This is a genomic window from Labrys okinawensis (genome assembly GCF_047345005.1).
GTDB classification, from domain to species: Bacteria; Pseudomonadota; Alphaproteobacteria; order Rhizobiales; family Labraceae; genus Labrys; species Labrys okinawensis.
The window spans coordinates 3,088,513-3,103,137 of sequence record NZ_CP178864.1; the positions used below are offsets into that span (position 1 = coordinate 3,088,513).

Consider the following 14,625-nt stretch of genomic DNA (forward strand, 5'->3'; position numbering starts at 1 on the left):
TTAATAGACGATCAACCCTGCCTTTCCGAGCGCTGCCCCGGGCCGGAAAAAGGGATGGACCGGCTTGCGCTGCGCGGGGGCTGTCTCAACGGCAGGCGGCCAGCTATTTTTGCGAACGAGGTTAACACATTTTGAAATGTGACCTGATAAGCCAAACTGACGATTGCTCGGTTCGCTGCAGCGAATCGTTTCTTGGATGTATGCGGTGGGGTTGATCATGGCCGATAGCGAGGAGGCAGCGGCGCGGGGCGCCGCAGTCGATCGCAGTGAGCGGCCCAGCGGTTACCGCTGGGTGATCTTGCTCGCCGTCGTCATCCTGGCGGTGGCGTTCGGCGTTTACGGTCTGCCGCCCGAGTGGGGCAAGATCGCCAGCCTGGGTATTCTCGCCGCCTTTGCCATCGCCGGCATGATCGCCATGTTCTTCTGGGCGATGGGCATTATCCATCTCAGCCTCGCCTCCAATGCGCGCAACGACCTTACCAAGCTGATCAGCGACGACTCACCCGAAGGTATCCTCGTCACCAACAAGGACGGCCGCATCATCTACGCCAACCAGGCCTATCTCACGCTGACGGGGGCGGTGGGCGAAGAGGATATGCGCACGGTCGAGCGCGCATTTACCGGCGATCCCGATGTTTCCGAGGCGACCTACCGTCTTGCGCAGGCGGGGCGCGAGGGAAAGCGCCTGACGGAGGAGTTCCGCATCGCTTCCATGCCGCCGACCGGCACGGCCTCCTGGTATCGCGTGCGCGTGCGCCCGATCGAGCGCCCATCGGGCCAGCCCGAGACGGTGTGGACGGTGGCAGACATCACGCGCGAGCGCGAGCGCCAGGAAAATGTCTTCCAGGAGCTGCAGCACGCCATCGACTATCTCGACCACGCACCGGCTGGATTCTTTTCGGCTGATCCATCGGGCGAACTCGTCTACCTCAATGCCACGCTCGCCGGCTGGCTCGACTATGATCTCGCCCAATTCGGCACCGGTGGCCTGACGCTCGCCGACATCGCGCCCGGCAATGCCGGGCCTTTGATGGTGACGCAGGCGAGCGAACCCGGCAGCGTGCGCACCGAGATCTTCGATATCGACCTGCGCCGTCGCAACGGCACCATCATGCCCGTGCGCCTCTTCCACAAGATTGCCTATGCCGCCGACGGCCAGCCCGGCCCGTCGCGAACCCTGGTGATCTATCGCGGGCCCGGCGGCGATGTTTCCGAAGGCTTGCGCGCGGCCGAGGTACGCTTTGCCCGCTTCTTCAACAATTCGCCACTCGCAATTGCCACCGTTGACGAAAACGCCAGGATCGTGCGCAACAACGCTGCCTTCCTGCGCCTCTTCAAGGATTCTCTGAACGGTGAGGCGGCCGGCCACTCCTTGTTCGAGACGGTAGTCGAGCGCGACCGCGACGGCCTCAACAAGCTCACGCGCCAGGCCATGGCCGGTCGCGGCGATATCGATCCGGCCGAGGCCTCATTGGTAGGGCAGGGCAACCGCTCGGCCCGCTTCTGGTTCGCGCCCGTTGATGGCGGTGAGAACGAGAAGGAAGCGGCGATCGTCTACGTGATCGACACCACCGAGCAGCGCGCGCTGCAGGAGCAGTTCACCCAGAGCCAGAAGATGCATGCTGTTGGGCAGCTCGCGGGCGGCGTCGCACACGACTTCAACAATGTTCTCGGCGCCATCATGCTGGCGGCGGACTTCCTGATAGGCAGCCACAAGCCGGGCGATCCCGCTTTCCAGGACATCATGTCGATCAAGAGCAATGCCAACCGCGCCGCCAACCTGGTGCGCCAGCTGCTCGCCTTCTCGCGCCGCCAGACCTTGCGCCCGCAGGTGCTGAACCTGAACGATGCCGTCTCCGATCTCTCCATGCTGCTGCGGCGCCTGCTCGGCGAGAAGGTGACGCTTGACGTCGTGCACGGCCGCGACCTCTGGCCTGTGAAGGTCGATGTCAACCAGTTCGAGCAGGTGGTGATGAACCTCACCGTCAATGCGCGCGACGCCATGCCCGACGGCGGCAAGGTGATCATCCGCACGCGCAACGTGCCGATCTCGGAAGCCAGCGCGCTCGACCGCTCCGACCTGCCGCCGGCCGACTATGTGGCTGTCGAGGTCGAGGACAATGGCAGCGGCATTCCACCCGCCATTCTCGACAAGATCTTCGAGCCCTTCTTCACCACCAAGGATGTCGGCAAGGGCACGGGCCTCGGCCTCTCCACCGTCTACGGGATCGTCAAGCAGACGGGCGGCTCGATCCTGGTGCATTCGGTCGAAGGCAAGGGCACTATCTTCCAGATCTTCCTGCCCCGCCTTGTGGAGACAGCCAAGGCGGCGCATGAGGAGCCGGAGGCGGTGGCTGGACAGCCCTTTGCCGCGGCGACGGCGGCAAAGAAGGAGATCACCGATCTCACCGGCCGTGGCCGCATCCTGCTGGTCGAGGACGAGGAGGCGTTGCGCGCTCTTTCGGCCCGCACCCTGGTTGCCCGCGGCTTCGAAGTGATCGAAGCCGGTTCCGGCATCGAGGCACTGCAGGCGCTGGAAGAGGCGGAGAACAACATCGACCTCGTGGTCTCCGACGTGGTCATGCCCGAGATGGACGGCCCGACCCTGCTCAAGGAGTTGCGAAAGCGCAATTCGCAGACCCGCATCATCTTCGTCTCAGGCTATGCCGAGGAGGCCTTCGCCAAGAACATGCCCGAGGGCGAGGAGTTCGCGTTCCTGCCCAAGCCGTTCTCGATGAAGCAGCTGGTCGAGGCCGTGAAGTCGAACATGGGGCCGTAGCTTCCTGGGATCGCAGGCATCCCTGCCTGCTCTCCTGGAAACGAGACGCCTGAAGAAAAGGAAGGGCAGGCAAGGATGCCTGCGATCCCAGGGGCTACTCCGCCGCCTCCACGCTCGGCACATAGTTCAGCACCGGCGACAGCCAACGCTCCACCTCCGCTACGGACATGGACTTGCGCACGGCATAGTCTTCGACCTGATCCCGCTCGATCTTCGACACGCCGAAGTAATAGGCATCGGGATGGGCGAGATAGAGCCCTGACACCGAGGCGCCGGGCCACATCGCGTAGCTCTCGGTGAGCTTGACGCCGATGCGCTGTTCAGCGTCGAGCAGGCGGAAGAGCGTGCCCTTCTCGGTGTGATCGGGCTGGGCCGGATAGCCGGGGGCAGGGCGGATGCCGCGATAGGGCTCGCCGATGAGATCGTCAGGCGCCAGATCCTCATCCGGCGCATAGGCCCAGAACTCCTTGCGCACGCGCTCATGCATGCGCTCTGCAAAGGCCTCGGCAAAGCGGTCGGCCAACGCCTTGACCAGGATCGAGGCGTAGTCGTCATTGGCCCGGGCGAAGCGGTGCGCGATGGCCTCCTCCTCGATGCCTGCCGTGACGACGAAACCGCCAACATAGTCGGACTTGCGGGTGCTTGCCGGCGCCACGAAGTCCGACAGAGCCACATTCGGTCGTCCGTCCCGCTTTGTCAGCTGCTGGCGCAGGGTGAAGAAGGTGGCGAGCTCAGACTGCCGACCCTCATCGGTATATAGCCGCATATCGTCGCCGTCAGCATTGGCGGGCCAGAAGCCGATTACCGCCCGAGGGTGGAACCATTTCTCCGCGATCACCTTGGCGAGCATGGCCTGGGCGTCCTCGAAGAGTTGGCGCGCGGCCGCGCCTTGTTTCTCATCCTTGAGAATGGCCGGGTAACGCCCCTTCAACTCCCACGTCTGGAAGAACGGCGTCCAGTCGATATAGCGGGCGAGTTCGGCGAGATCGTAATCCTCGAAGACGCGGGTGCCGAGGAAGGTGGGGCGCGGCGGCTGATAGTTGTCCCAGTCGACCCTGTGGGCATTGGCCCTTGCCTTCTCCAGAGGCAGGCGCAGCTTGTCGGCCTCGCTGCGGGCGTGGGCCGTAGCGACCTTGGCATATTCGGCCCGCACCGTCTCGACATAGCCCCCGCGCGCCTCGGGAGAGAGCAGGCTGGAGACCACACCGACGGCGCGGCTGGCATCGGTCACATAGACGGTCTGACCACGCTCGTAGCGCGGATGCACCTTGACCGCAGTATGCACGCGGCTGGTGGTGGCGCCACCGATCAGGAGGGGCAACTCAAAGCCTTCGCGCTCCATTTCGGAGGCGACATGCACCATCTCGTCGAGCGAGGGGGTGATCAGGCCTGAGAGGCCGATGATGTCGACATTCTCGTCGCGGGCCACCTGCAGGATCCTGGAGGACGGCACCATCACGCCAAGGTCGATGATCTCGTAATTGTTGCAGGCGAGCACGACACCGACGATATTCTTACCGATATCGTGCACATCGCCCTTCACCGTCGCCATCAGCACCTTGCCGGCGGTCCGCTGCCCGCCGGTACCGCCATTGGCGAGCTTTTCGGCCTCCATATGGGGAAGCAGCACGGCAACGGCCTGCTTCATCACGCGGGCCGATTTCACCACCTGCGGCAGGAACATCTTGCCCGAGCCGAAGAGGTCACCCACCACGTTCATGCCGGCCATCAGAGGGCCTTCGATGACATGCAGCGGACGTTCTGCCGCCTGCCGGGCTTCCTCGGTGTCCGGTTCGATGTAGTCGGTGATGCCGTTGACGAGCGCGTGCTCCAGTCGCTTCTCGACCGGCCAGGAGCGCCAGGCGAGATCCTGCTGCTTTGCCTCCCTGCCGCCGGCGCCGCGGAAACGTTCTGCCAGCGCGAGCAAGCGCTCGGTGGCATCCTCGCGGCGATAGAGCACCACATCCTCGCAGACGTCGCGCAGCTCGGCATCGATGGATTCGTAGACCGCAAGCTGCCCCGCATTGACGATGCCCATGTCCATGCCGGCCTGGATGGCATGATAGAGGAAGACGGCATGCATCGCCTCGCGCACGGGCTCATTGCCGCGGAAGGAGAAGGAGAGATTGGAGACGCCGCCCGAGATATGAGCATGGGGCAGGGTAGCCCGGATCTGCCTCGCTGCCTCGATGAACGCAAGGCCGTAGCCGTTGTGTTCCTCGATGCCGGTGGCGACGGCGAAGATGTTGGGGTCGAAGACGATATCCTCCGGTGGGAAACCTGCCTGCTCGGTAAGAAGCTTGTAGGCCCGCGTCGAGATCGCGACCTTGCGCTCCAACGTATCGGCCTGGCCCTGTTCGTCGAAGGCCATGACCACCACGGCGGCGCCATAGGCGCGCACCAGCCGGGCATGGCGCAGGAAGGCTTCCTCGCCCTCCTTCATGGAGATCGAGTTGACCAGGGCCTTGCCCTGCACGCATTTGAGCCCGGCCTCGATGATCGAGAATTTGGAGGAATCGATCATCACAGGCACGCGGGCGATATCGGGCTCGGCCGCGATCAGGTTCAGGAACTCGACCATGGCCTTTTCGGAATCGATCAGGCCCTCGTCCATGTTGATATCGATGATCTGGGCGCCGTTCGCCACCTGGTCGCGCGCGACGTCGAGGGCGGCCGTATAGTCGCCCGCCGTGATCAGCTTGCGGAACTTGGCTGAGCCGGTGACATTGGTGCGTTCGCCGACATTTACGAAGGGAATGGTGGCGTCGAGCGTGAAGGGCTCGAGGCCCGAGAGCTTCATCTGCGGCTCGAAAGCGGGAATCGACCGTGGCTTGTGGCGCCCCACAGCCTCGGCGATTGCGCGAATGTGCTCGGGCGTCGACCCGCAACAGCCGCCGACAATGTTGACCAGACCATCGCGGGCGAAACCCTCGATCTGCAGGGCCATCGCCTCTGGGCTTTCGTCGTACTGGCCGAACTCGTTGGGCAGACCGGCATTGGGATAGGCGCAGACGAGGGTGTCGGCGACTGTCGAGATCTCATCGAGATGAGCGCGCATGGCGTTGGCGCCAAGCGCGCAATTGAGGCCGATGGTGAAGGGCTTGCTGTGGCGCACCGAATGCCAGAAGGCGGTAGGTGTCTGACCGCTCAGCGTGCGGCCGGAAAGGTCGGTGATGGTGCCGGAAATCATCACCGGCAGGCGGAGGCCCTTTTCCGCGAAGACCTCCTGCGTGGCAAAGATGGCAGCCTTGGCGTTGAGCGTGTCGAAGATGGTCTCGATCAGGATGATGTCGGCGCCGCCATCGACCAGACCCCGGACCTGCTCGGCGTAGGCAATGCGCAGATCATCAAAGGAAACAGCACGATAACCGGGATTGTTGACGTCCGGCGAGATCGAGGCCGTACGGTTGGTCGGTCCGAGCGCGCCGGCCACGAAGCGCCGGCGGCCGTCCTGCTGCTCCGCCTTCACGACGGCGCGTCGGGCGAGGCGGGCGCCGTCGCGGTTGAGGTCATAGACCGCGTCCTGCATGCCGTAGTCGGCCTGCGCGATCGAGGTGGAGGAGAAGGTGTTGGTCTCTATGATGTCGGCACCGGCCATCGCATAGGCGTAGTGGATCGCCTCGATGGCCTCCGGCTGGGTCAGCGTCAGCAGGTCGTTGTTGCCCTTGAGGTGGCATTCGCAGCCGGTGAAGCGTTCACCGCGGAAATGCTGCTCCTCGAAGCCGAGTCCCTGGATCTGCGTGCCCATGGCGCCGTCGAGGATGAGGATGCGCTCGCGCGCGGCGGCTGTCAGCGCGGCGAGAATGTCCGCACCTCGATCGGTGTCAGGCGGAGCAGGAAATAAGGCTTCGATGGGAGCGCCCACGATCGGCTCCTATAAGCGAATTATGATATCAAGATGTCCTTATATGATACTTTTGGCGGCGGAAGGTCAAGGCATTCCTGGGATCGCAAGGCATCCTTGCCTATATGCGCCAACTTAAGGCGATGAGGTTCAGGCTGGGAGCAACCTTAATCGACTTGGGTTTTTGGGGTCCAAATTGAGCCTCGGATAAGGACGGCTCTGGCGATGATGAGAAGCTTACGCATTGCGGCGATGACGGCGACCTTTGTCTCCTTTCCTTTTGCCTTAAGACGGTCGTAGAGGACCTTCAGGTCGGGGTTCCACTGAGTGGCGGCAGCCAGGGTTGGCAAATAAAGGGCGTTGCGAATGTTCTTTCTGCCACCTGCGATTGAGCGAGTGCCGCGCACGGTGGCGCTGTCGTTGTTGAAGGGGGCGACGCCGACGAGAGAAGCGATCTGGGTCGGCTCCAGATGCACCAGTTCGGGCAATCGGATGATCAGGACGAGGGCACTGTAATCGCCGATGCCGGGAATGGAGAGTAGGAGCTTGAAGGCCTTGTCGAGGTCGCCATGGGCTCGCAGTTCCTTCTTCAAGGCAGCGAGCTCTTGCTTGGCCCTGGCCTTGAAGCTTGTGATATCGGCTTTGATCTTGGCGATAAGACCTGTGTCGCGATAACGATCCAGACGCCCCTGCAGGCGGATGGCATCCTCGCGCGCTTGTTCGAGAAAGAGCAGTTTCTCGGCAAAACGGGCCAATCTGGCATCTGAGAACGCGGGTTTTTGCTCCCCCAAGGCCGTGAAGCGGGCAATCAAGACGGCATCGATGACGTCCGTCTTGGCCCTCTTGAGCTGCATCTTGCGGTAGAGCTTGATCTGGGCGGGCTGGTGCTGGGCGATCGCGAAGCCGGCTTCCTGCAAGGCCTGGATTAAATCGAAGCCGTAGCTGCCGGTGGCCTCCACGCCAACCAGGCTTACCTGCTGGCGCTTGAGGAAGGCGATGATCTGGGCAAAGCCCGCAGGCTCGTTGCTGGCTTCCAGCCGCTCCTCATCCTTGTCCAACCCGACATCGAGCTTGGCCTTGCCGATGTCGATTCCTGCAACGTTCATGCTACCATGAGATGTCTTCATTTGGCCCTGCCTTGTGTGCGAACCCAAGGTTCTGGCAACCTTCCGGGTCGATTGAAGAGGCCGTCCGACGATCAAGCTCCAAGACAGGCCCAAGCCTGGTGGCGATCACGATCCGAACGAACGGCCGCCATGGGCTGGGTGGCCACCCAGCCCATGGCACTCCTCACGAAGCAGCACAACTAAAGCACATCCCAATTACACAAGTGGCGATCTCTGATCGCCATTCTTGGAAACGATGTGTTTACCGGTGAAGAAGATGGCGATCGGAGATCGCCACTCCGCGTTTCGCGCGCCTTTTTCTGCAAAGTTAGCGCATATGGGCTGGAAGCTTGCGATCCCAGGGTCGCCTTCAGGCATCCGCGCGAACGCGACGCCGGCGCCCGCGCGAACGGCCCGCATGCGTGCGAACTTCGTCCAGCAATTCACATAGATGCGGCAGGAGCGGATTGTGCTCGGGGGAGGCGGTGAGGAGCTGGCACTTCAGATCGATCGCCGCGGTCGCCAGATCCACGCCCGGCTTGAGGCTGAGAACCCAGCTGAACAGCAGTGTGCGAGCCCGCTCCTCCGCCGTCTCGACAATATCGCCCGACATCGAGAGCAGGGCGTGCACGACAAGCGCATCGGGATTGAGAGGTTCGAAGGCCTGCATGGCTCAGGCCTCGATCTCGACGCGGCCGACCGGCCGTGTGCAGCAGGCAAGCACGAAACCGGCCTCGATCTCCTCCTCTCGGATGCCGCCCTGATGGTTCATCACCGTCTCGCCGGACAGGCGCTGCACCTTGCAGGTTCCACACAGGCCCATGGTGCATCCGGTCGGCAGGTTGAGGCCGGCGGCACGGGCGAGCTGCAGGATGGTCTCCTGGCTGGAGGAGGGGACCTCGATACCGGAACGCGTGAAGGCGACGCTCCCTTCGCTAACCGCCTCGGGATCGATCTGGACAGACTTCTCGTCAATCTCCGGCGGCTGGAAGCTCTCCTCATGATAGCGGCGCATGTCGTAGCCATTGGCCTCCAGCATGTCCTTCACCGCCGCCATGAAGGGCGCGGGACCGCAACAGAACACTTCACGCTCACGGAAATCAGGAGCGATCAGGCGCAGGGCCGGGGCATTGAGACGGCCGCGAAAGCCGGTCCATATTTCGCCGGCATCGGCCTCCTCGACGATCCAGGCAAGGCGCAGATGCCGCATGCCGGCAGCAAGGCGCTCCAGTTCGTGCCGGAAGATGATCTCCGAGGGCCGGCGCGCGCAATTGACGAAGGCAATGTCGGTGGCCTTGCCGTGGTCGGCGGCAAAGCGCGTCATCGACATCATCGGCGTAATGCCGGAACCGGCTGAGATGAAGAGGTATTTCTCCGCCGGATGGCGGTGGAAGGTGAACTGGCCGAGCGGGCCATGGGCCTTCATCCGCGTGCCCGGCTTGAGGTTATCGAGCATCCAGCGCGTGCCGACGCTGGTCGCCTGCGCCTTGGCGGTGACGCTGATCGACATCGGGCGCGATGGGCTGGAGGAGAGCGTATAGGTCCGCAGCACGGGACCGTTCGCCGCCGGGATCTCCAGGGTGATGAACTGGCCCGGCTCATAGCGGAACCAGCCTTCCTCGGAGGCGCGGAAGGTGAAGGTCGCCACATCGCGGCCTTCGCTGACGATCGAGACGCATTCCAGTGTCTGCGCCTTGTCGTTCCAGGGTGGGGTTTGGTCGAGATGCTTGAACATGGGATCCTGGGAGCGCGGACTTCCAGTCCGCTCTTGGAGAGGTATCGCTTGCGGAAAAGAAGAGCGGACAGGATGTCCGCGCTCCCGGCTTACGCCACGCTGCGCAGGCGCACGGCGTCGCCGCCCAGCGATGCTTCCATCGCGTTGCGGTACCATTCGACGAACTGCATCACGCCGCCTTCATGATCCGGCGCATAGGGGCCGGGCGTGTAGGCGGGCGAGGAGACGCCGCGCTGGTTCTCCTCGACGATCTGGCGGTCCTGGTCGTTGGTCATGGTCCAGACATGAGTGAGGTCATCGAGATTGTAGTCGACGCCTTCGACCGCATCCTTGTGCACCAGCCACTTGGTGGTGACCTGCGTCTCCCTTGGGCCGATCGGGATGACGCGGAAGCTGACCGCGTGGTCACCCAGCACATGGTTCCAGGTGGTGGGATAATGGAAAAGCAGCAGCGTGCCGATATTGCCGTCCTCGATCGATGAACTCAGCGGCCGGCTCACGGCCGGCTTGCCCGACATGGTGTAGCTGAGCGCGTTTCGCAGCAGCGGCATGCGGGCCGTGCGGAACTGGCCGCTCTCCGAGATCTTGAAGGTGGAGGGCAGGCCGGCCTCCTCGCAGCGGTCCCAATGGGCCGATATCAAGGGGTCGTCCTGGGCACCCTGCACACCGCTCACCGTGGGCGCTTCCGGGAAGGTGCGGCAGAGCTCGGGATGGTTGCCGGAGCAATGGTAGCATTCGCGATTGTTCTCCCATACCAGCTTCCAGTTGCCCTGCTCGACAATGGTGCTCTCGAAGGCGACCTTCGCATCCTTGAGCCGATGCGGCGCCAGATAGGGCATCACCTGCGCGCGGAAGGCCTCGAAGTCCGGCGCGTCCTTGGCGAGGCATATCCAGAGATAGCCGCCGACGCTCTCGCAGTGGACGGGCTTCAGGCCGTATTGCCTGGCATCGAAATTCGCGCCCATGTCCCGGGCGAACAGAAGGCGGCCGTCGAGCTCGTAGGTCCACTGGTGATAGGGGCAGACGAGCTTGGCGACGGTGCCGCGCTCGGCCGAACACAGACGCGAACCACGGTGGCGGCAGGAATTGTGGAAGGCGCGGATGGCGCCGTCGCCCGAGCGCAGCACGATGACGGGATAGTCGCCGATCTGCAGGGTGATGTAGCTGCCGGGCTTGGCCAGCTCGCAATCATGGCCGGCGAACAGCCATTCGCGATACCAGATATGCTCCATGTCGAGCTTGAAGTAGTCGGCGTCCGTATAGAACTTGCCGTCCAGCGTCGTGCCGGGGCGATGGCCGCGAAGGCGGCCGAGCATGTCCTGATGCGCATTCATGTCAAAATCCCACGTGACCATCTGTGCGTTTGACGGAGAGTGGTGGGACTGGAAGCGGATGGAATTGCTCGTGCCGGCGGCACCCGAATCCCTATCCTCCTTCCGGAACGCCCGCCGCGATCCATCGGTTTCATTCGCGGCTGGTTTCCGGGCTCAGGAGTGGCCTTTGGGGCCTGGTCTTGGCGCCTTCCCAGATCGTTGCCGATCCAGTGGCTGATTGCCTCGACCAACTCCTCTACCGTTGCGGGGGCAGCGCCGGGGTTTCCGCCGGCTTCCCAATTATCCGATCCTCCTCCCAAAGCAGGACCGGCACCTCGAATATTTCAAGACTACATCGAGTCGCTGCACGCACTAGAGACGAAGCGACGTCGGCTGGTGTGTTCGGGACATTGTCGCGGGGAGTGCGCTCAGGAAGCCATAGGCAGCGGCAGCGATAAGGTCTACATCAAGGCCCATGATGGGCAGTTTGGAATTGCCCTGATCTCGCAATCCAGCCGGAGCCTTTCTCCAATGCCTGCCGATTCCGTCTCCAACCCCTCCTATCCCCATGTGCCCCTGTTTCCGTTGGGAGCGGACGAGACGCCTTACCGGAAGCTGACGGACCAGGGCGTGCGTGTGGAGAAGATCGGCGACAAGGAAGTGCTGCAGGTCGAAGGCGAGGCGATGCGCCTCCTGGCCGAGCAGGCCTTCGCCGACATCAACCATCTCCTGCGGCCCGCCCACCTGCAGCAGCTGCGCAACATTCTCGAAGATCCCGAGGCGACCGACAATGACCGCTTCGTCGCCTATGACCTCCTGAAGAACGCCAATATCGCAGCCGGCGGCGTGCTGCCGATGTGCCAGGACACGGGCACGGCCATCGTGATGGCCAAGAAGGGCCGCAAGGTCTGGACCGACGGCGAGGACGAGGGCGCCATCGCGCAAGGCATCCGCGACGCCTATGAGAAGAAGAACCTGCGGTATTCGCAGCTCGCCCCGCTCTCCATGTTCGAGGAGAAGAACACCAAGACCAACCTGCCGGCCCAGATCGACATCGCGGCGGAAGGGGAGGAAGCCTACAAGTTCCTCTTCATCGCCAAGGGCGGCGGCTCGGCCAACAAGACCTTCCTCTATCAGGCGACGCCGTCGATCCTGTCGAAGGACCGGCTGATCGCTTTTCTCAAGGAGAAGATCCTCACCCTCGGCACGGCCGCGTGCCCGCCCTATCACCTGGCGGTGGTGATCGGCGGAACCTCGGCAGAGCTGACGCTGAAGGCCGTCAAGCTCGCCTCGGCGCATTATCTCGATACGCTGCCGACGCAGGGTTCCGAGCTTGGCCATGCCTTCCGCGACCTCGAACTCGAGCAGGAAGTGCATGCGCTCACCCAGTCGCTCGGTGTCGGTGCGCAGTTCGGCGGCAAGTATTTCTGCCATGACGTGCGTGTCATCCGCCTGCCGCGCCACGGCGCCAGCCTTCCCATCGGTCTCGGCGTTTCCTGCTCGGCGGACCGCCAGGCCATGGGCAAAATCACGCGCGAGGGCATCTTCCTCGAAGAACTCGAGCATAATCCTGCGCGCTTCCTGCCCGAGATCGACGAGAGCAGGCTCGGTGGCCCCGTAGTCAAGATCGACCTGAACCAGTCGATGTCGAAGATCCTGGAGACGCTGTCGCAATATCCGGTGAAGACGCGGGTGTCCCTCTCGGGGCCGATCATCGTGGCTCGGGACCTCGCCCATGCCAAGCTGCGCGAGCGCCTGGAAACCGGCGGCGGCCTGCCCGACTACATCAGGAACCACCCCGTCTATTATGCCGGCCCGGCCAAGACGCCGGCCGGCTACGCCTCCGGATCCTTCGGCCCGACCACGGCGGGGCGCATGGACTCCTATGTCGATCAGTTCCAGGCAGCCGGCGGGTCGATGGTGATGCTCGCCAAGGGCAATCGCTCGGCCCAGGTGCGCGAAGCCTGCGCCAAGCATGGCGGCTTCTACCTCGGCTCGATCGGCGGCCCGGCCGCCCGCCTTGCGCAGGACTGCATCAAGAAAGTAGAGGTGCTCGAATATCCCGAACTCGGCATGGAGGCCGTCTGGCGGATCGAGGTTGAGGATTTCCCCGCCTTCATCGTGATCGACGACAAAGGCAACGACTTCTTCAAGGAGCTCAATCTGGGCTGAAAACGCTCATTCGGACGCAAATTCGACCCCTTCCGTGACCCCGGGAGGGGTTTTCTTTTGCCTGCACGCAGTCGTGGCGCAGTGGTGCACATTCGCCACAGTCATGAACAAACGAATTTTGTGTCTAAAACGTGACACACCTTAACATTGTGTAATTTGAGGTAAAGGCGCAGGATTCTTTCGCTGCAATGCAAAAAGCAGCCTTGTTTAAGTGATGCGAGACATACTCTACAACTTAAACGCGAATATCTCAACGAGTAAAGACCTATGTTGAGATGTCAAATAAAATAATTCGGGGTTTATCGATGACCATACGTTCCATTATTCTCGGCGCCTGCGCCGGCTTGCTCACTGTTGGGGCGGCTGCTGCTGCCGACCTTCCGATGACGAAGGGGGAGGCCGTAGAATATGTGAAGGTCTGCTCGGCCTTCGGCCCGGGCTTCTTCTATATTCCGGGAAGCGACACCTGCCTTCAGATCAGCGGCCAGATCCGCGCGGACTATTGGTACCAGTCGAACCCGGATCCTGCTTCCAACAAGCGGAATATCAACCAGACCCAGTTCCGCACGAATGCCCGTATTCGCTTCGATGCGCGTACCCAGACGGACTACGGTCTCCTGCGCTCCTTCTTCGAATTGCAGGCAGAGTCGAACGCTGGCACGGCGCCCCCGTTCGGTACAGGTGTCCATGATACTTTCACCGTCCGCCAGGCCTATCTGCAGTTCGGCGGTTTGACGGCTGGTTTCGCCTGGTCGCCTTACGCATTCTACGATCCAAAATATCAGGCCGAGTTTTTCGCACCCTATTTCGGCGAGCAGGGCCGCCGGAACTTGATCAGCTACACGGCCCAGTTTGATAAGGCGTTCGCCACGCTGTCCATCGAAGACAACCGCGATCACCGCGCCGGCACCACCTTCGGCAACAGCGGTACGTTGAATGGCGTCGCCATCAATACAGAAGGCGGTGCCCAGGTTCCGGATATCGTCGGCGTGATCGGCTATGACGACAACAAGACGGGCTGGGGCCGCGTCCAGGTGATGGGCGCCCTGCATCAGAATCGCTCGGCGCTCGCGGCCTATGGCACCGATTGGGGCTATTCGGTTGGTGCTGCAGGCAACATCAACTTCCCAATCCTCTCTGGTGCCTATATCGCGGCCGAAGGCAGCTATTCGGAAGGTGCCGTCAAGTATCTTGGTGTGGGTGGTTCCCAACCAAGTGGCAGCAGCCTGCTGAGCTTCGGCGGCACGGATGCATATGCTTCCACCGTGGCACCGTTTGATCTTGACCGGGCCAAGGGTTGGGCCATCCAGGCCGAAGCTGGCCTCAAGTTCACCGACCAGCTCCAGGCTGTGCTGTTCGGCGGTTATCTCCGCTACGATGCGCCGAACATTGCTACCAGCGCGACTGCCGATTTCCATTATTATGTCGTCGGTGGCCAGCTGAATTACACCGTGGTGAAGGGCTTCATCGCTGGTGCCGAAGTCTGGTACCAGAACAAGGATCCGAATGGCGGCGGTACGACGGTAACGGCAAATCCACGCGACACGGCTGACAGCGTCGGCGCCGGTGTACGTCTGCGCCGGACCTTCTGACCGTTCCGGCTTTCTCCAAGCGAATCAACGCCGCGTCTTCCGACGCGGCGTTTTCATTTGGAGCCCCTGAAGCGGCGAGGCCTT

Annotated in this window: 8 protein-coding genes and 1 riboswitch; of the genes, 3 read left to right on the forward strand and 5 right to left on the reverse strand. The window is 62.6% G+C overall.

Features of this window, described 5'->3' with window-relative positions; genetic code table 11:
- Positions 1-217: 217 nt before the first annotated feature.
- Positions 218-2,779: a cell cycle histidine kinase CckA gene (cckA, locus tag ACMDCR_RS14405; RefSeq protein ID WP_413993167.1), complete on the forward strand. Its 2,562-nt coding sequence runs from the start codon at positions 218-220 to the stop codon at positions 2,777-2,779.
- Positions 2,780-2,873: 94 nt separating this feature from the next.
- On the opposite strand, the gene metH is transcribed toward cckA, so the two are convergent.
- From metH to ACMDCR_RS14430, 5 genes are all read right to left on the reverse strand, one after another.
- On the reverse strand, positions 2,874-6,644 hold the full coding sequence (metH, locus tag ACMDCR_RS14410) for a methionine synthase (protein ID WP_413993168.1): 3,771 nt from the start codon (positions 6,642-6,644) through the stop codon (positions 2,874-2,876).
- Between the two features lie 146 nt (positions 6,645-6,790).
- Positions 6,791-7,729: an IS110 family transposase gene (locus tag ACMDCR_RS14415; RefSeq protein ID WP_413990083.1), complete on the reverse strand. Its 939-nt coding sequence runs from the start codon at positions 7,727-7,729 to the stop codon at positions 6,791-6,793.
- Between the two features lie 370 nt (positions 7,730-8,099).
- Positions 8,100-8,399 carry a hypothetical protein gene (locus ACMDCR_RS14420; protein ID WP_413993169.1) on the reverse strand — a complete coding sequence of 100 codons (300 nt, stop codon included), beginning with the start codon at positions 8,397-8,399 and terminating at the stop codon, positions 8,100-8,102.
- Between the two features lie 3 nt (positions 8,400-8,402).
- Positions 8,403-9,464 (reverse strand): 2Fe-2S iron-sulfur cluster-binding protein, encoded by a 1,062-nt coding sequence (locus ACMDCR_RS14425; RefSeq protein WP_413993170.1) that lies wholly within the window; start codon positions 9,462-9,464, stop codon positions 8,403-8,405.
- 89 nt (positions 9,465-9,553) lie between these two features.
- A complete protein-coding gene (locus ACMDCR_RS14430) occupies positions 9,554-10,798 on the reverse strand; it encodes an aromatic ring-hydroxylating oxygenase subunit alpha (RefSeq protein WP_413993171.1) in 1,245 nt (414 codons plus the stop codon).
- A 120-nt stretch (positions 10,799-10,918) separates the two neighbouring features.
- Positions 10,919-11,130, reverse strand: a riboswitch (cobalamin riboswitch).
- A gap of 178 nt (positions 11,131-11,308) precedes the next feature.
- Here ACMDCR_RS14430 and ACMDCR_RS14435 point away from each other — a divergent pair.
- Together ACMDCR_RS14435 and ACMDCR_RS14440 are read left to right on the forward strand one after the other, a co-directional pair.
- Positions 11,309-12,949, forward strand: coding sequence for a fumarate hydratase (locus ACMDCR_RS14435; RefSeq protein ID WP_413993172.1), 1,641 nt, complete (start codon positions 11,309-11,311; stop codon positions 12,947-12,949).
- Between the two features lie 305 nt (positions 12,950-13,254).
- Entirely contained in the window at positions 13,255-14,541 is a 1,287-nt protein-coding gene (locus tag ACMDCR_RS14440; RefSeq protein WP_413993173.1) for a porin, read from the forward strand.
- Positions 14,542-14,625: the final 84 nt, after the last annotated feature.

Bases quoted from the DNA above. Each gene is read 5' to 3' on its own strand.
- cckA (WP_413993167.1), top strand. From the start codon at position 218: ATGGCCGATAGCGAGGAGGCAGCGGCGCGGGGCGCCGCAGTCGATCGC.
- ACMDCR_RS14415 (WP_413990083.1), bottom strand. From the start codon at position 7,729: ATGAACGTTGCAGGAATCGACATCGGCAAGGCCAAGCTCGATGTCGGG.
- ACMDCR_RS14420 (WP_413993169.1), bottom strand. From the start codon at position 8,399: ATGCAGGCCTTCGAACCTCTCAATCCCGATGCGCTTGTCGTGCACGCC.
- ACMDCR_RS14425 (WP_413993170.1), bottom strand. From the start codon at position 9,464: ATGTTCAAGCATCTCGACCAAACCCCACCCTGGAACGACAAGGCGCAG.
- ACMDCR_RS14430 (WP_413993171.1), bottom strand. From the start codon at position 10,798: ATGAATGCGCATCAGGACATGCTCGGCCGCCTTCGCGGCCATCGCCCC.
- ACMDCR_RS14435 (WP_413993172.1), top strand. From the start codon at position 11,309: ATGCCTGCCGATTCCGTCTCCAACCCCTCCTATCCCCATGTGCCCCTG.
- ACMDCR_RS14440 (WP_413993173.1), top strand. From the start codon at position 13,255: ATGACCATACGTTCCATTATTCTCGGCGCCTGCGCCGGCTTGCTCACT.